The organism is uncultured Cloacibacillus sp. (assembly GCF_963926575.1).
Taxonomy (GTDB): domain Bacteria; phylum Synergistota; class Synergistia; order Synergistales; family Synergistaceae; genus Caccocola; species Caccocola faecigallinarum.
Genome location: NZ_CAWUXW010000001.1, coordinates 168,680 through 184,793 on the forward strand (window position 1 = coordinate 168,680; position 16,114 = coordinate 184,793).

Consider the following 16,114-nt stretch of genomic DNA (forward strand, 5'->3'; position numbering starts at 1 on the left):
CCCGTGGTGATACGCCTAGGGAAAGAAGCCGCCCGTTGCGACCGGGCGGCTTCTTCGTTTTCCCCCGCCCTCTCCTTCCTGTGAAATTCATAACGATCAGCGGTTTTCTGCTAAAATATTGGAGGGTATTATTTTTCAGCAAGCGGAGGGAAACGGTTTGACAGAAGTTGTAATCTGCGTCGGAAGTTCCTGCCATATAAAGGGCGCGCGCCGCGTCGTCGAGGGGTTGACGAAGCTCGTCAAGGAGAGCGGCATGTCGGAGCTGGTGAGGCTTTCCGGCTCGTTCTGCATGGGACGGTGCGAGGAGGACGGCGTTTCCGTCAAGGTTGACGGCGAGATTCATTTCGTCGACCCGGACCATGTTGAGGAATTTTTCAGAGATGTGATCATGGGGAGTTGGAAATGAAGTATATCAATGTGGCGAAGGCCAACTGCAAGAACTGCCACAAGTGTCTTAAAGTCTGCCCGGTGAAGTCTATCAAGTTCAGCGACAGCAAGGTCGAGGTTATGGAGGACGAGTGCATCCTCTGCGGGCGCTGCATACGCAACTGTCCGCAGCACGCGAAGTCTCTCGTCCACGACATCACGGGCATCAAGCAGACGGTGCGGAACAGCGCGCGGAAGAAGATAGCCGCGCTCGCGCCGTCGTATCTCACCTCGTTCGGCATGGAGAACCGCTATAAGCTCGCGGGCGCTCTGCAAAAGCTCGGCTTCTACGCCGTGGAGGAGACGGCGGTCGGCGCGCACGCGGTGACGAAGGAGTACGCGCGTATCCTCGAAAGCGATACGATGGACAATATGATTACGACCTGCTGCCCGTCCATCGTTTTTCTCGTGCAGAAGCATTTTCCGAAGCTTATCGAGCATCTCGCGCCGGTGCTTTCGCCGATGGAGGCGCACGGCGCTTTCCTGCGGAGGAAGTACGGCGACGACGCTTTTATAGTTTTCTTCGCGCCGTGCATTTCGAAGATTGAGGAGGCGCGCCTTTCGGAGAAGCGCTATATCGACGGCGTCGTTACCTTCAAGCAGCTCGCGGCGTGGTTCGACGAGGACGGCGTGAAGCTCTCGGAGGCACAGGAGGGATACTTCGGCAACGACCCGAGCGCCTCGGCCATTTACCCGGTCTTCGAGGGCATCGTGAAGGACGTGAAGGCGAATCTGCCCGACGACTCGCACGTATTCCGCAAGTATTCGTTCATGAGCAAGCAGGGCGCGAAGGACGTCTTCGAGCTCTTCACGGAGATGAACGAGGGGCGCATACACAACTGCTTCATCGAGGCGAGCGCCTGCTACGGAAGCTGCATCAACGGCCCCGAGAAGCTCGACGAGGGCTATTACCCAGTCAGCCGCGGCATAGACATGATGCACTATCTGCGCGAGGAGAAGAATATCCGCGAGGCGGACCTTTCCGACGTGGACCTTCGCCGCGAGATACGCCCCGCGCCGCCGAAGCTCGCCATCCCGGACGAGGATACGATACGCGCGATCCTGGCGCAGATAGGCAAGACGAAGCCGGAGCACGAGCTGAACTGCGGGAGCTGCGGCTACCGCACATGCCGCGACAAGGCGATAGCGGTCTACCAGGGCAAGGCGGAGCTGCACATGTGCCTGCCGTACATGACGCAGATATCGGAGACGCTCGCGAACGTCACGCTCTCCGTCAGCCCCGACTATATCATCGCGGTGGACCGCGACCTGCACGTCAAGGAGTGCAACCTCGCGGCGCAGCATCTGCTGAAGGTGACGCGCAGCGAGATTACGGGGCGGCGCATCGAGGACTTCCTCGACCCCGTGGACTTCGCGCTCGCCGTCGCCGAGGAGCGCAACATACCGCTGCATAAGGTCAGCTACGAGGACCGCGGCATTATAGTCAACCAGACGGTCGTCTACATTCCAGAGCAGGGGCTCGCGATAGCCTTCCTCCACGACATAACGAAGCAGGAGGCGGAGGCCGAGTCGCTGAACAAGCTCAAGATGGAGACGATGGAGATGGCGCAGAACGTCATCGACAAGCAGATGACCGTCGCGCAGGAGATAGCGAGCCTCCTCGGCGAGACGACCGCCGAGACGAAGGTGACGCTGACGAAGCTCAAGGATTTGATCGTATATGACGGACATGACGACTGAGAGCCTCTGCATAGACGCCTGCTATAACAGCCTGATTAAAAAGAACGAGGAGCTCTGCGGCGACCGCGTCGAGGTGATAAACACGCCCGAGAGCACGCTGCTCGTCCTCTCCGACGGCCTCGGCAGCGGCGTCAAGGCGAACATCCTTTCGACGCTCACGTCGAAGATAATCTCGACGATGATAAGCCGCGGCGCTTCAATCGAGGACACCGTGGACACGATTGCCCACACCCTGCCCGTCTGCAAGCTGCGCGGCATAGCCTACTCGACCTTTATGATTCTGCACATCTGCAAGGACGGCAAGGGCTACATAGTCGAGTACGACAACCCGCCCTGCATGCTGATACGCGACGGGCGGCACATCCCGTTCGACTACGAGGAAAAGACCATCGAAGGCAAGCTCGTGCGCGAAAGCCGCTTCACGGCGAAGCCGGGCGACTACTTCGTGATAGTCAGCGACGGCGTGACGCAGGCCGGCATGGGAGAAACGCTCGCCTTCGGCTGGGGCTGCGACGAGGTCGCGGAATTCCTCTGCGGCCCGTGCGGCGAGAAGCTCTCCGCGCCGCGCGTAATCGAGCGCGTGCTCGGCGTCGCGAAGGACCTGTACCTCGGCAAGCCCGGCGACGACACAACCGTCTCGATAGCGCACATCATGACGCCGCAGACGGTCAGCCTCTTCTCCGGCCCGCCGAAGAACCCCGAGGACGACTCGCGCCTCGTGCGCGAATACATGGAGACGCCCGGGCTGCACGTCGTCAGCGGCGGCACCAGCTCCGAAATCCTCTCGCGCGAGCTCAAGCGCCCGCTGCGCGTCAACATCGACTACACCGACGCGGACATCCCGCCGACGGCTACGATAGACGGCATCGACCTCGTCACCGAAGGCGTGCTGACGCTGAAGCGCGTCATAGAACTCGTCGAGGAATACCGCACGCGCCCCGCCGTGCCCGAAATGACGGCGGAGCTCGACAGCGAGCACGGCGCGGCGAAGCTCGCGAAAATGCTCATCGAGCAATGCACAGACCTGAAGCTATTCATCGGCAAGGCCGTCAACACGGCGCACCAGAACGCGGACTTCCCCACCGAGCTGCGCGTCAAGTTCCGCCTACTCGACGACCTCGCCGAGTCGATGGAAAAGCTCGGACGCCGCGTCGAAAAGAGATATTATTAAACGCGACGTAAAACAAACGCAAACCGCCGCCGCTTCCGCAGCAAGCAGAAACGGCGGCGGTTTTTCATAAATGAACAAAACCACACAAAAAACGCGCCGCGCGGTAAAATCAAAGCGTCGCTCAAAAACCCGCGAGGTGGTCTCTTTGTCCGAACTATATAAATTCCTGTCGAAATACACAGCGCGCCGCGCGCCCGGGGCGATAACGGGCGGCGGCGGAAAAACCTCGCTGCTTTACGGCCTCGGCGCGGAGCTTGAAAAACAAGGCCGCGTCCTGCTCACGACAACGACGAAAATTTTCCGTCCGACGCCGGAGGAATGCCGAGACATCTTCATCGGCCCTGCGCGGCTCTGCGGCGAATTTCTGAACGCGATGCCGGAGCGCGCGAAGCTCGCGGCAACCTCCGGCGAAAGCGGCGGCAAGCTGACAGGCTACGCGCCGGCCGAAATCGACGCGCTCGCCGCGCACGGAGCCGCGGACTTCGTAATAGTGGAATGCGACGGTTCGCGCGGACGCTCGCTCAAATTCTACGAGGCATGGGAGCCGCCCGTGCCGGAGACCAGCGCCGCCGTCTTCGCCGTGCTCGGAGCGGACGCTTTCGGCTGCGCGCCCTCGGAGGACAGCATATTCCGCGCCGCGCAGTTCTGCGCCCTTCACGGCGCGAGCGCAGACGCGCCCGTAACCGCGGAGACGATACTCAAATATCTGCTCCATTCGGAAGGGCCGCTGAAAAACGAGCCGCGCGCGGCGAAGAAGATACTCGTGATAAACAAATGGGAGACGCTCGACGAAGCGCGCGCCGCGGAGGCAGAGGCGCTTTTTCCCGCGCTGCTTGAAAAATACGACGCCGTCTGCGCCGCCTCGGCGCGGCGCGGCGAGCTGTACAAAGCGAAGGAGAGACGATGATGGAGGCGATTCTGCTCGGAGCAGGCCTGTCGAAGCGCATGGGCCGCCAGAAGCTGCTGCTGCCGTTCGGCAGCGAAACGGTCATAGAAACGGTGATAGACAACCTGCGGGGCGCGGGCTTCGAAAGAATATGCGCCGTCCTCTCGCGCGAGGTCGCGGAGGCGCTTCCGCAGCTGCCGCGCGGCGTCGAGGCGCGGGTCAACGAAGCGCCGGAGCGCGGACAGTCGAGCTCGCTCGCCATCGGCCTTGAAATGCTCGGCGAAGGGCGCGATTTCTGCATAATGCTCGCAGACCTTCCGCTCGCGACGCCCGAGGCGATAGCCGCGCTCGCGCGCCGCTTCGACGAGCTGCCGCCCGAAAAAACGCTGCTCGCGCCGTGCCGCGACGGCGTATTCGGCCACCCGATGTTCTACCGCGCAGTTTGGCGCGAGCGCTTCCGCAGCGCGCAGGGCGACGCGGGCGGCCGCAAAATCGTCGCGCTCTACGAATCCGAAATAGAACGCGCCGCCGCCCCCGACTGCCACTTCAAAGACATGGACACGCCGGAAGACTACGCTGAAAGAGTGAAACAAATGGAAACCGGCGCAAAAGAAGCGCGCGGGGTGTAGCGCCGCGGGCGCGTGCTAGTGAGGCGGCGAGGCGTCGGCTATTACTGCACGTGCAGTTGTTTGACCTTACACATCACGCGAAGGCCGCGGCACTGCATTACGTCGATGTCCAGATGGACAAAACAGTTTCAACTCACGCGTCCCGTGAAGGGCGCGACTGACTGCGGCGAGGTCTTTCGCTATGTCACGGAAGTTTCAACTCACGCGTCCCGCGAAGGACGCGACGGAATCTTGCATTGCAGAACCGGCAGTGCAGATAAGTTTCAACTCACGCGTCCCGCGAAGGACGCGACGGTATATCAAGAATCCACAGATATGATAACACGCAGCGGCCGCGTTTGCGCGACGGTTCGCGGCGGCGTTGGTTTATGGGGCTGATGCGGCGCGGAAGCGCTGGGACTTACAGGCGCGGTGCGCGGACGTTTCGGGGGTTTTATACTCATTCAACTTTTTAAGAAAACGCCTGTTAATCGTCATTCCGCGCTTGACGCGGAATCTAGTGGCTTCAAATTCCGATGCGTTACGGTATTTAACGACGCTGGCCTCCGCGTCGGGGCGCGGGGTGACGGTGTACCGTTCCTCGAATGAAGTTAAGCGAGTATATGCGGGCTCGAGGTTCGCGCGTCTGTTCTGCATAAGCGTCGAAGACCTGCGGCTGCAAGCCTACGACGCTTCTATATGGCATAGCGTAAATTTTTTTAAATTTGCCGCGGCACCGGCGCGCGGGCGCTTCGCCTAGCTCCCCGCCTTTTCCACGAGCGCGCGGAATATGTCCATCTGCACGGCGTCGTCCTCGGCGAGGCATTCTGGATGCCACTGCACGCCGACGGCCCATTTGTATGCGGGCGCGCTGACGGCTTCGATTATTCCTCCGTCCGCGACGGCGGCGGCCTGCAAATGTTTTGAGAGGCGGCCTATCGCCTGGTGATGCATCGAGTTGACTGGCATCGTTTCGCCGGAGTGGTTCGGGAAGAGCCACGGCGAGAGGATTTTCACCTCGTGGACGTAGCCGCGCATAACGTCGGAGCGGCTGTGCAGCGTCCATTTTTCGTCTACGGAAGGCAGATCCTGTATCAGCGTGCCGCCGAGCACGACGTTCAGCAGCTGGCAGCCGCGGCATATTCCGAGCAGCGGTTTGTCGCGTTCGAGCGCCGCGCGGCAGAGCGCCGTCTCGAAGCGGTCGCGCTCGATGTCGGGCGCGCGGCTGCCGCGGCTTTCCTCGCCGTAGAACGAGGGCGCTATATCCTGCCCGCCCGCGAATACGAAGCCGTCGAGCTTCGCGGCGAGCCGTTCTATTTCGCGTTCGTCCTCCGTCGGGGTCAGCGCGAGCGGAGCGCCGCCCGCGGCGCGCACGGACGAGATTATCTTCGACGTGAGGCGCGAGAGCAGCCAGAAGTATTTCAGCTCTTCGCCGTCAATTTCCTCAAGCGCGGCGTTTTCCCAGCGCCGCTGAAAGGGCAGCGTCGGGATGCCGATAAGCGGGCGCTTTCTCATGCGCGCGCTATTTCGCCTCTTCTTCCGCGTACCAGGCTATCGTGCGGCGCAGCAGCTCGCGCATGTCGGTCTTGGGCTTCCAGCCGAAGCGGCTTTCCATCTTCTTGACCGAGGGCTTGCGGTTCTGCATGTCGTCGTAGCTCTTGCCGTAGTAGACGGAGGCCGGGATGATGTCGAGCTCCGTGGCCTCGGCGGCCTCGCGGAACTGCGGGAATTTCTTCGCCTCTTTGACGAGCATCTCCGCCGTCTCTTTTATCGAATAGTTGTTGTCGGGGTTGCCGATGTTGAAGATTTCGTTGTCGCCGCGGTTGTGCTCGTTGCGGATGATTGCCATGAGCCCCTCTATGCCGTCGCCGACCCACGTGAAGCTGCGGCGCTGCTCTCCGCCGTTGACGAGCGCTATCTTGCGGCGGTGTACCATGTCGTAGAGCATCTGCGTCACGGAGCGCGCACGGTGTTCCTCGGCGTCGCGCTTCGTGTCGAGCCGCGGCCCTATCCAGTCGAAGGGGCGGAATATAGTAAACTGCAGCCCGGCCTCGTAGCCGTAGGCGAATATCATGCGGTCCATCATCTGCTTCGCGCAGCTGTATATCCAGCGCATTTTGACGACAGGGCCGGTCGTGAGCGGACTTTCGTCCTCCTTGAGCTCCTCGCCCGAGCTCATGCCGTAGACCTCGGAGGTGGAGGGGAAGATTATGCGCTTGTTGTGCTTCACGCAGAGGCGCACCATTTTGAGGTTCTGTTCGAAGTCGAGCTCGAAGGTCCATACTGGCTTTTTTACGTAGTAGGCGGGCTTCGCTATCCCCGCGAGCGGGATGACCGCGTCGGATTTTATGACCTCCGCCTCGAGCGCCTCGTTGTCCTTGAAGATGTCGCCGCGCCTGAACGAGAACTGAGAGTTCCCCTCGTAGGGCGCGAGATTCGTCGAAGCGATGTCGAATCCGCTCACCTGCCAGTCGGTCGTCGTGAGCACCGCGTCGAGCAGATGCGTACCGATAAATCCGTTTATCCCAGTTACGAACAGTCTCATTCAGAACCTCTCCTTCCTCTGGCGGACGGACGCGGGCCGCGCGCCGGTAATTTCCGGCCGCGCGCCGCAGAGCCGCGCCGCCCGCGCAAAACATAAAACGGGCGATAATTTTACATATTATAAAGCCGCGCGCCGGAAAATACAAAAAAAGAGGCTTTCGCCTCTTTTTCGCCGTTTCCGAAATTTTTACGCGCGCGGGCGCTTCACGTTCTCCTGCGACTCTTCGACGCCGGAGGCTATGCCGCGCTCCACCGTCGTGCCGGGGATGAGGTTGTCGCAGAGCGCCGCGAGGATGCCCGCGACCGCCATCGGCGTCTTGAGTACGGCCCAGATCATGCCGCCCGCCGTCGTGCCGAGCGCGCCTGTGAAGAGCGCCTGGTTCGGCTCAACCCAGCCCGGAAGGCCGAGCGCCATGAGGAACGAGAAGCCGACGATGAGCACGTTGCGCTGGCTGCCCATGTCCGCGCGCATGAGGTTCTGGATGCCGAGCGCGCCTATCGTGCCGAAGAGCGTGATGTACGCGCCGCCGATGACCGGGGTCGGCATCGTCGCGATGAGGGCGCCGAGCTTGCCGATGAGCGAAAGGCAGATAAGTATCACCGCGCCCGCGCGCACGACGTAGCGGCTCGCGACGCCGGTCAGGCCGATGAGGCCGATGTTCTCGGTGTACGAGGTGGTGCCGACGGAGCCGAGCAGGCCGGAGAGCGCGCAGCACATGCCCTCAGCGCCGATGCCGCGGTTTATCTGCGGCACGGTCGGATCGTTGATGCCCGCCGCGTAGGAGCAGTTGTGGTAGTCGCCTATCGACTCAATCATTACGCAGAAAAAGCCCGCCGCTATAGCGCCGATGGCGAGGCCGGAGAATTTCGGCGCGCCCCACGGCATGAAGAGGTTCAGGCGCAGCCACGGCGCGTCGATGATGCTCTGGAGATTGATGTAAGCCGCGTGTCCCGGCGAGAAAACGCCCGCGAGCGACAGCGCGAGGCAGAGCAGGTAGGCGATGACGATGGAGCCGAGGACGGCGAAGATGTTGAAATATTTATTCTTGCTCACGAGGCTGAAGAAGAAGACGAGGACGACGACGAGCAGCGAGACGGGCCAGAAGTTCGCCGCGTTGAACTGAATGGCCGTCGGCGCGAGCGAGAAGCCTATCGCCATGATGGTCGGGCCGATGACGACCGGCGTGATTATCTTGCGTATGCGCCCGATGAGCCGTCCGTAGCCGAGCGCCGAGAGCGCGACGCCGCCGACGATGAGCGAGCCGCCGACGTACTGCATGACGACGTCGGGCCCCATGCTCTTGTACGCGCCGATGATGGTCATAATCGGCGGTATGAAGCTGAAGCTCGAGCCCTGAACGATCGGAAGCCCGGAGCCGAGCTTCGGATGCGTCTGAATGAGCGTCGCGATGCCCATGCCGAAGTAGACGCAGCCGATGAACGCGCCCATCTGCGCCGTCGTCATGCCCATAGCCGGCCCGAGCACGAGCGGCACGAGCGTCGTCGCGCCGAAGAGCGTAAGCACGTGCTGCGCTCCTGCAAGAATCAGAATAGGCAGCGGCGGCTTATCGTTGATACCGTAAACAAGTTGCTTTCTCGCCATGATAATTCCTCCCTAGATAATTTTGCAATCGGTTGCAAAATATATGCCGCGCGTATTATAGACGATAATCGCGGAAATTGCCAGAAGGGAGAAGAGAGACAAGCGCGCGCATTGATATAGAAGAAAGCGCGGAGAGATGAACGGAACGATGGCGGCGCTAGGAAGGAAGCGGGAGGCCGCGCCGTGTGATGAACGCGGCCAGCTGTGCGCGTCCGCGAGGGACGCGACGTATGCCCGTGTCATAGGCTGTGTGATGATTTCATTTCAACTCACGCGTCAACGAGGGACGCGACGCCATTGTCTTTCGCGAGGTATGCGTCGTTCGTGTTTCAACTCACGCATCCACGATGGACGCGACATGTCTTTGGCGGCGTTGATGTGAACAAGCACATGTTTCAACTCACGCGTCCGCGGGGGGATGCGACCGTCGCCCGCCACGCAAGTGCTTCACAGCTGGGAGTTTCAACTCACGCGCCCGCGGGAGACGCAATGTCCGTCATGCGTCCGTCGTAATGCTCGCCGCCGTTTCAACTCACGCGTCCGGAAAGGACGCGACTGCGCTGCGCAAAGACGCGTATATAACAGCGCCTTTCCGATATTCTGCGCGGCGTTCTCGTCTGTGCGCGGCCGCGTGTTTTGCGGCCGTGCGTTTACGCGAACTTCTTCCGCAAATCCTTCGCGCGCGCCAGGTGTCCGCCCTCTTCGGCGAACATGCGCGAGTAGCGTTCCTCGGCTTCGGCGTCGCGGGCGCGGCGCGCGGCTATTATGAGCATCTGGCAGAGGTCGAATTTCGCAAGCTTCGTCGGCGTGCGGCGCATCGTCTCTTCGAGCTCCGCCATGTCGGCTTTGCCGCCTTCGAGCAGGGCCGTCCACGTTGCGTAGAGCTTCGCGTCCGAGCCGAAGTTTTCCACGAGCTTCGGGTTCTGCTCCTTCAGCGAGTCGAGCTGCTTTTCGAACGAAGCGAGCGCCGCGCGCGCCTCCTTCGGGTTGCCGCCCCAGAGCGTGTAGCGGCAGCGGTTTCTTTTGACGAGCGCCGTGAGCGCCGCGCGCTTGGCCTGCGGCACGGCTTCGCCCGGCTCTTCGAGAGTTTTCAGCGCGCGCCGCCAGTCGCCCGCGGCGCAGTAGCCGTCGGCGAGGCTCGCGAGGCCGACCACGCTCTGCGCGCTTCCGTGCTTCTGCCCGCGCGCCGCCTTTTCGTAGAGGCTTATGAACTCTTCCGGCTCGAGCGCGATGTGCAGCTTTTCGAGCACGCGGCTCTCGCATGACGCGGCGGCGATGTTCGCGACGAGCGTCGTGACGGCGCTGCCGATTATCGCGACGAGCGATACGGTCAGGATGAGCAGCCAGAACGGGCCGTCGGCGCGCCGGTAGGCGACTGCGAGCGCAAGCGCCGCGGTCGCGGCGAGGCCCGTGTAGAATATCGCGCGGCTTCTGCCGAAGTATAAAATCATGAAGATTCCCCCAATGCGTGAGCCAAAGATGAATTTCTATTCTTCCGTACTATACAACCGCCGCGCCGCGTTGGAAAGAGCCGCGCCGACGCGCGCGGAAATTTCCCGTTGTAGTACAAAAACCGGCGCGGCGCGGGCCGCGATTATTGGTACCGGTGACAATGAATTGAGCCTGCGCGAGTGCTAGAATGGAAGGCGTAAGGAAGTTTTTATGGAAATTTAGATAATTTTACGGTTGCACGGAGGCGCATTTCGATTGATTAAAGTTCTTACCCTCATGGACGACACGGGGTCGGAGAATCTCGCGCTGCGCGCGGAGCACGGCCTTTCGTACTGGGTCGAGGCGGGCGGACGGCGCTTTCTTTTCGACTGCGGGCAGGGCGCGGCGACGATGGCGAACGCGCGCCGTCTCGGCGTCGGCCTCGCGTCGGCGGACTTCACTATATGCTCGCACAGCCATTACGACCACGCGGCAGGCTTCCGCGACATGGCGGAGGCCGGATGCGGCGGCAAGCTGCTTTACACCGGGCCGGGCTTCTGGGAGCGCAAGTACGCGCGCGACGGGCTGAAGTACACGGACCTCTCCGCGGGCTTCGACGAGAACTTCCTCGCCGAGCGCAGCGTCGTCCACTGCGTCTGCGGCGGCCTGCTCGAGGTCGCGGAGCGCTGCTGGCTCGTCGGCGATTTCCCGCGCGTCCATAAGTTTGAAAAAATCCCGGAGCGCTTCGTGAAGGGCGAAGCCCCCGACTGCGAGCCGGACGACTTCTCCGACGAAATCTGCCTCGCGATGGACACGGAGCGCGGCCTCGTCGTGCTCGTCGGCTGCTCGCACCCCGGCATTCTGAACATGGCGGCGAAGGTCCACGAAGCTCTGGGCCGCCCGATATACGCGCTCTTCGGCGGGACGCACCTCGTTGAGGCCGACGGCGCGCGCATCGAGCAGACAGTGAAGGAGCTCCGCGCGATGGGCCTTTCCGTGCTCGGGCTGAGCCACTGCTCGGGCAGGGCCGCGGAGGAATATCTGCGCGCCTGCGGCGGCCTCAAGGCCTGCCACATGGCGACGGGAGACCTCGTGGCGGTGCGCTGAGGAGCCGCATGCGTTTCGACGAAATTGCGCGCGACCTCGTGCATACCGCATCAAGGCTGCTGCGCGGGCGCATCGTGAACATAATGGACACCTCGGGCGTAATCGTCGCCTCGACCGACGCGGAGCGCATCGGCACGACGCACGAGGGGGCGCGCGAGGTCGTCCGCACGGGCCGCCCCGTAGCGATAGAAAAGTCCGACGTGCCGCGCTATCCCGGCGCGCGCGAGGGCTACAACCTCCCGGTGCTCAGCGACAACCGTCTCACGGCGGTCGTCGGGGTTTACGGCAATCCCGAGGAGGTTCGCGACAGCGCATATATTTTGCAGGCCTACACGGAGCAGTTCTTCCGCCAGAAGGCGATAGAGCGGCAGAGCCGCATATCGGACGGCCTGCGCGCGGACTATATCCGGATTTTGATGAACCTTTCGGCGGGCGGCGGCGAACGGCTTGCGGAGCTCGCTGGCGCGCTCGACCTTAAGTTCGAATTTCCCGTAAGGATGCTAGCCTTCTCCGTGCGCTGCGCGGAGGATTCCCTGACGCGGCAGCAGCTTCTGAGCCGCGTCGCCGAGGAGCTCCAGTCGCAGCGGCTGATAGACGCGGAGCGCGACGTGTGGGCTGTTATAGAAGATAAGCTTCTCGTGCTGAAAAGCGGCGGCGACGGAAATTATCTGCGCCGCGCGCACGGCTGCGCCGAGGACGCTGCGGCGGCTCCCGTCCAGCTCTGCGCGGGACATCTCTGCGCGGCTCTCGAAGAGGCGCGCACCTCTGGCTGCGAGGCGCTTACGCTCGGCGGGCGCGGCGAATGCGGCGTCTTCGATATAACGGACCCGCAGTGCCGCTTCGCCTACCTCATGCGGCGCGCCGCGGAGCGCGAGGAGGATTTCGTCGGAAGGATGTACCGTGAGCTTGGAGAGCGGTTCAGCGGGCGCGAGCTTGAGACGATGCTCGCCACCGCCGCGGCATACTACGAGGCGGGCGGCAGCGTGACAAAGGCCGCGGAGGCGCTCCACGTCCACAAGAACACGCTGCAGTACCGCATGCGGAGGCTCTGGGAGGCCGTCTGCCCCGGCGTGGGCGGCTCGTTCGAGCGGGAATTCCTGCTGCGCCTCTGCATTTTGTACCACAGGCAGTTAAGGCTGCGAACGCCTTTAATTTAACCCAATAGGGAGGAAGAGCAACATGTCAGCGTTATTCATGTTCGGCGTTATTTTTATCGCCGTGGTGGCGATGATAATCGCCATCTCCAAGTTCAACATCCATCCGTTCATCGTGATGATCGTCATCGCGATTGCGATGGGGCTCGTCTGCGGCTTCGACGCGGTTAAGGTAATCAACACCGTCAAGAGCGGCTTCGGCAACATCCTCGCGAACATCGGTATCGTCATCCTCTGCGGAACGATAATCGGCACGATTCTTGAGAAGACCGGCGCGGCGCTCACGATGGCGAACAGCATCCTCGGCGTCGTCGGCAAGGAACGCAGCGTCCTGACGATGGGCGCGATGGGCTACGTGACGGGAATCCCGGTCTTCTGCGACTCGGGCTTCGTCGTCCTCTCGCCGATAAGCCGCGCGCTCGCCGCGCAGAGCAACAAGTCGCTCGCCGTCATGGCGACGGCGCTCTCCGGCGGACTTTACGCGACCCACTGCCTCGTCCCGCCGACCCCGGGACCGATAGCGATGGCTGGAACCCTCGGCGCGGACCTCGGCCTCACGATAATCGTCGGCCTCATCCTCTCCGTCCCCGGCGTCGCCGTCGCGGTGCTCTACGCGAGCAAAATCTCCAGCAAGGTCGAAATCCCGGCCAACTCGCAGTACACGATGGAAGAGCTCGTCGAGAAATACGGAAAGCTCCCCGGCGTGCTCCACAGCTTCTCGCCGATATTCCTTCCGATAATCCTCATAGGAATCGCCTCCGTCGTCTCGTTCCCGAGCCGCCCGCTCGGCGAGGGCTTCGCCTTCAAGTTCCTCAACTTCATAGGAAACCCCGTCGTCGCGCTCATGCTCGGCGTATTCCTCGCTATGACGCTCATTCCGAAGAGCGAGAAGGAAAACACGCTCAAATGGGTCACGCAGGGCGTCAGCGACTCCGCCGCGATAATCGCCATCACGGGCGCGGGCGGCTCCTTCGGCGCGATACTGAGCCTGCTGCCGATAGCGGACGCGACCACCGGCCTGCTCGCCTCTGGCCTCGGCGTCATAGTTCCGTTCCTCATCGCAATGATAATGAAGCTCGCGATGGGCGCCTCCACCGTCGCCATGATAACGGTCTCCGCGATGATGGCCCCGCTCATCGAAACGATGGGCTACGGCAGCCCGCTCGGCCGCGTCCTCGTCGTCATGGCGATAGGTGCGGGCTCGATGGTCGCCTCGCACGCGAACGACTCCTACTTCTGGGTCGTCTCACAGTTCTCCGACATGAAGCCGAGCGACGCCTACCGCTGCCAGACCGGCATGACCGCCGTCATGGGCATCACGATGATAGTAATCATCTACATCGCGTCGCTGTTCCTTGTCTAAACGAAATAGGCAAAAATCACATCGGGCCGTCCGCTTCGGGCGGCCTTTTTTATTTTATAATTCTGATGGAAATTTATGCCGCTCACGCGGATTTTACGAAGGGAGAAGCTTTTTTCACAATGAGCAGAATCAGAGAAGACGCGGATAAAATCATAGCCGAAGCGCTGCGCGCGGCGCTGCCCGACACGGCGGTCGCAAAGGCGCTCGAGGGACGCGAGTTCGGCCCCGGCAGGCTCGTCATGGTCGCCGTAGGCAAGGCGGCGTGGCAGATGGCGAGCACCGCATGCGCGATACTCGGCGACAAAATCGACGAAGGGCTCGTAGTAACGAAGTACGGGCACTCGAAGGGCGAGCTCCCGCACACGCGCATCATCGAGGCGGGCCACCCAGTCCCAGACGAAAACTCCTTCGCCTCGGCAGACGCGGCGATAAAGCTCGTCGAAAACCTCACCGCCGACGACACCGTGCTCTTCCTGCTCTCGGGCGGCGGCTCGGCGCTCTTCGACAAGCCGCTCATCCCCGCGGCCGAGCTCGAGGACATCACGAAGCAGCTGCTCGCCTGCGGCGCGAACATCGTCGAGATGAACACGCTGCGCAAGCACCTCTCGGCGGTCAAGGGCGGACGCTTCGCGCAGTACTGCGCGCCCGCGAAGGTATTCTCCGTCGTCCTCTCCGACATCATCGGAGACCCGCTCGACATGATAGCCTCCGGCCCGGCCTACCCCGACAGCTCCACCTGCGAGCAGGCGCAGGCGATAGTAAAGCGCTATAATCTCAAGCTCTCGCCAGAAGCTATGGCCTTCCTCTTGCAGGAGACGCCGAAGAGCCTCGACAACGTCGAGACGCAGATAACGGGCAGCGTGCGCCAGCTCTGCGCCGCCGCGGAAAAAGTATGCCGCGGCCTCGGCTACGAGCCCGTCGTCCTCACCGCCGAGCTCTCCTGCACCGCGCGCGACGCGGGCAGCTTCCTCGGCGCGATAGCGCGCACGCACAAAGATACGGAAAAATCGCTCGCCTACATCGCTGGCGGAGAGACCGTCGTCCACCTCACAGGACACGGCCTCGGCGGACGCAACCAGGAAATAGCGCTCGCGGCCGCGCCGCTGCTTGACGGCGTCAAGGACGCCGCCGTCTTCTCCGTCGGCAGCGACGGCACGGACGGCCCGACCGACGCCGCGGGCGGCTACTGCGACGGCGAAACGATGGCGGCGCTGCGCGCGAAGGGAATCGACGTAACCGCAGTCCTCGCCGACAACGACGCCTACCACGCGCTCAAAGAGTGCGGCGGCCTCATAATCACCGGCCCGACCGGAACCAACGTCAACGACCTCACGGTGCTGCTCCTGCGCCGGTAACGCGCAGCAACGGCAAGACAAGAGCCGGACGGCGAATCGACGCCGCCCGGCTCGTTTTATGCTTCGGCTCGGATTTTTTACAGCTTTATCCGCGTGTAGTGCTGTTTGTCGTCGGAGTGGTGGATGTACGCGCCGTTCTTTTGCTGCACGCGCAGCGAGGCGGCGTTGTCTTTGTTGACGGACATGTAGATTTCATCCTCGCGCACCACGGCGCGCGCGAAGTCGAGGGCGAGCGCGAGGCCGCGCGTCGCGAGGCCGCGGCCGCGGCTTCCGCGCGCTATCGAGTAGCCTATGTGGCCCGCGCCCTTGCGCAGCCATTCGGTGAGCGCGTGGCGCACGCGGAAGAGGCCGACGATTTCGCCGTCCTCCCAGAGGAACAGGCTCGTCTCCGGCACGTAGCCGGCGGGCAGCCCCTCGCCGCGCGCGAAGGCGATCATGCGCGGCAGCACGCGCGACGTGAATTCCTCCTCGGAGACGCCGGGGCACTCGTTCGTAAAGCCGTTCTCGCACTGCGGCAGCTCGCTGACGAAGGCGTACTCCTTCGCCGCGTCCTCCATGTTGGCCTCTTTCAGATAAAGCATCGCACCGCCCCCCGAGTCTTGGAATCCGTCCGTAGTCTAGCACCGGCCCGCCGTGCGCACAAGCCGCGCGCGCCGCGCCGAAGTTTCGTATAAATTTCGCCGCTTTCGCGGATTTGACGCGCCGCCGCCGCGCGCTCGCAGCGTAATGACTGTATAATATTAGCAAATCAAAGCGAGAGGACGT

Annotated in this window: 15 protein-coding genes; 10 read left to right on the top strand and 5 right to left on the bottom strand. The window is 62.4% G+C overall.

Features of this window, described 5'->3' with window-relative positions; genetic code table 11:
* Positions 1–157 precede the first annotated feature (157 nt).
* The 5 genes from ABGT66_RS00790 to ABGT66_RS00810 all read left to right on the top strand — a co-directional run bounded on the left by ABGT66_RS00790 (position 158) and on the right by ABGT66_RS00810 (position 4,813).
* Positions 158–406, top strand: a complete 249-nt coding sequence (locus ABGT66_RS00790; RefSeq protein ID WP_294193972.1) for a (2Fe-2S) ferredoxin domain-containing protein — start codon at positions 158–160, stop codon at positions 404–406.
* A complete protein-coding gene (locus ABGT66_RS00795) occupies positions 403–2,127 on the top strand; it encodes a [Fe-Fe] hydrogenase large subunit C-terminal domain-containing protein (RefSeq protein WP_346688171.1) in 1,725 nt (574 codons plus the stop codon). The genes ABGT66_RS00790 and ABGT66_RS00795 overlap by 4 nt, the downstream gene beginning before the upstream one ends.
* A complete protein-coding gene (locus ABGT66_RS00800; RefSeq protein ID WP_294193970.1) occupies positions 2,108–3,298 on the top strand; it encodes a SpoIIE family protein phosphatase in 1,191 nt (396 codons plus the stop codon). Before ABGT66_RS00795 ends, ABGT66_RS00800 begins: the two co-directional genes overlap by 20 nt.
* A 145-nt stretch (positions 3,299–3,443) precedes the next feature.
* Positions 3,444–4,205: a selenium cofactor biosynthesis protein YqeC gene (gene yqeC, locus ABGT66_RS00805; protein WP_346688172.1), complete on the top strand. Its 762-nt coding sequence runs from the start codon at positions 3,444–3,446 to the stop codon at positions 4,203–4,205.
* On the top strand, positions 4,202–4,813 hold the full coding sequence (locus ABGT66_RS00810) for a nucleotidyltransferase family protein (protein WP_346688173.1): 612 nt from the start codon (positions 4,202–4,204) through the stop codon (positions 4,811–4,813). The genes yqeC and ABGT66_RS00810 overlap by 4 nt, the downstream gene beginning before the upstream one ends.
* 735 nt (positions 4,814–5,548) lie before the next feature.
* Here ABGT66_RS00810 and ABGT66_RS00815 read toward each other — a convergent pair.
* The 4 genes from ABGT66_RS00815 to ABGT66_RS00830 all read right to left on the bottom strand — a co-directional run bounded on the left by ABGT66_RS00815 (position 5,549) and on the right by ABGT66_RS00830 (position 10,390).
* A complete protein-coding gene (locus ABGT66_RS00815; protein WP_346688174.1) occupies positions 5,549–6,307 on the bottom strand; it encodes a gamma-glutamyl-gamma-aminobutyrate hydrolase family protein in 759 nt (252 codons plus the stop codon).
* 7 nt (positions 6,308–6,314) lie between these two features.
* Positions 6,315–7,337 (bottom strand): bifunctional UDP-4-keto-pentose/UDP-xylose synthase, encoded by a 1,023-nt coding sequence (locus ABGT66_RS00820; protein ID WP_346688175.1) that lies wholly within the window; start codon positions 7,335–7,337, stop codon positions 6,315–6,317.
* A gap of 186 nt (positions 7,338–7,523) precedes the next feature.
* Entirely contained in the window at positions 7,524–8,939 is a 1,416-nt protein-coding gene (locus ABGT66_RS00825; protein ID WP_346688176.1) for a solute carrier family 23 protein, read from the bottom strand.
* Positions 8,940–9,589: 650 nt separating this feature from the next.
* Entirely contained in the window at positions 9,590–10,390 is an 801-nt protein-coding gene (locus ABGT66_RS00830; RefSeq protein ID WP_300264163.1) for a hypothetical protein, read from the bottom strand.
* On the opposite strand from ABGT66_RS00830, the gene ABGT66_RS00835 reads away from it, so the two are divergent.
* The 5 genes from ABGT66_RS00835 to ABGT66_RS00855 all read left to right on the top strand — a co-directional run bounded on the left by ABGT66_RS00835 (position 10,389) and on the right by ABGT66_RS00855 (position 15,349).
* Positions 10,389–10,577, top strand: a complete 189-nt coding sequence (locus tag ABGT66_RS00835) for a hypothetical protein (RefSeq protein WP_346688177.1) — start codon at positions 10,389–10,391, stop codon at positions 10,575–10,577. The two genes, ABGT66_RS00830 and ABGT66_RS00835, sit on opposite strands and share 2 nt — an antisense overlap.
* A 69-nt stretch (positions 10,578–10,646) precedes the next feature.
* A complete protein-coding gene (locus ABGT66_RS00840; RefSeq protein WP_346688178.1) occupies positions 10,647–11,477 on the top strand; it encodes an MBL fold metallo-hydrolase in 831 nt (276 codons plus the stop codon).
* Between the two features lie 8 nt (positions 11,478–11,485).
* Positions 11,486–12,634 carry a sugar diacid recognition domain-containing protein gene (locus ABGT66_RS00845; RefSeq protein ID WP_346688179.1) on the top strand — a complete coding sequence of 383 codons (1,149 nt, stop codon included), beginning with the start codon at positions 11,486–11,488 and terminating at the stop codon, positions 12,632–12,634.
* Between the two features lie 22 nt (positions 12,635–12,656).
* Positions 12,657–13,994 (top strand): GntP family permease, encoded by a 1,338-nt coding sequence (locus ABGT66_RS00850; RefSeq protein WP_346688180.1) that lies wholly within the window; start codon positions 12,657–12,659, stop codon positions 13,992–13,994.
* A gap of 119 nt (positions 13,995–14,113) precedes the next feature.
* Positions 14,114–15,349, top strand: coding sequence for a glycerate kinase (locus ABGT66_RS00855; protein ID WP_346688181.1), 1,236 nt, complete (start codon positions 14,114–14,116; stop codon positions 15,347–15,349).
* Positions 15,350–15,426: 77 nt separating this feature from the next.
* Here the strand turns inward: ABGT66_RS00855 and ABGT66_RS00860 are convergent, their stop codons facing one another.
* Complete coding sequence (locus ABGT66_RS00860; protein WP_346688182.1) at positions 15,427–15,930, bottom strand: GNAT family N-acetyltransferase; 504 nt, start codon at positions 15,928–15,930, stop codon at positions 15,427–15,429.
* Between the last annotated feature and the right edge of the window lie 184 nt (positions 15,931–16,114).

Excerpts from the sequence above, each read along its gene's own strand:
- ABGT66_RS00820 (WP_346688175.1), bottom strand. The coding sequence starts at position 7,337 with ATGAGACTGTTCGTAACTGGGATAAACGGATTTATCGGTACGCATCTG.
- ABGT66_RS00830 (WP_300264163.1), bottom strand. The coding sequence starts at position 10,390 with ATGATTTTATACTTCGGCAGAAGCCGCGCGATATTCTACACGGGCCTC.
- ABGT66_RS00855 (WP_346688181.1), top strand. The coding sequence starts at position 14,114 with ATGAGCAGAATCAGAGAAGACGCGGATAAAATCATAGCCGAAGCGCTG.
- ABGT66_RS00835 (WP_346688177.1), top strand. The coding sequence starts at position 10,389 with ATGAAGATTCCCCCAATGCGTGAGCCAAAGATGAATTTCTATTCTTCC.
- ABGT66_RS00825 (WP_346688176.1), bottom strand. The coding sequence starts at position 8,939 with ATGGCGAGAAAGCAACTTGTTTACGGTATCAACGATAAGCCGCCGCTG.
- ABGT66_RS00860 (WP_346688182.1), bottom strand. The coding sequence starts at position 15,930 with ATGCTTTATCTGAAAGAGGCCAACATGGAGGACGCGGCGAAGGAGTAC.
- ABGT66_RS00795 (WP_346688171.1), top strand. The coding sequence starts at position 403 with ATGAAGTATATCAATGTGGCGAAGGCCAACTGCAAGAACTGCCACAAG.
- ABGT66_RS00800 (WP_294193970.1), top strand. The coding sequence starts at position 2,108 with ATGACGGACATGACGACTGAGAGCCTCTGCATAGACGCCTGCTATAAC.
- ABGT66_RS00850 (WP_346688180.1), top strand. The coding sequence starts at position 12,657 with ATGTCAGCGTTATTCATGTTCGGCGTTATTTTTATCGCCGTGGTGGCG.
- ABGT66_RS00810 (WP_346688173.1), top strand. The coding sequence starts at position 4,202 with ATGATGGAGGCGATTCTGCTCGGAGCAGGCCTGTCGAAGCGCATGGGC.
- ABGT66_RS00815 (WP_346688174.1), bottom strand. The coding sequence starts at position 6,307 with ATGAGAAAGCGCCCGCTTATCGGCATCCCGACGCTGCCCTTTCAGCGG.
- ABGT66_RS00845 (WP_346688179.1), top strand. The coding sequence starts at position 11,486 with ATGCGTTTCGACGAAATTGCGCGCGACCTCGTGCATACCGCATCAAGG.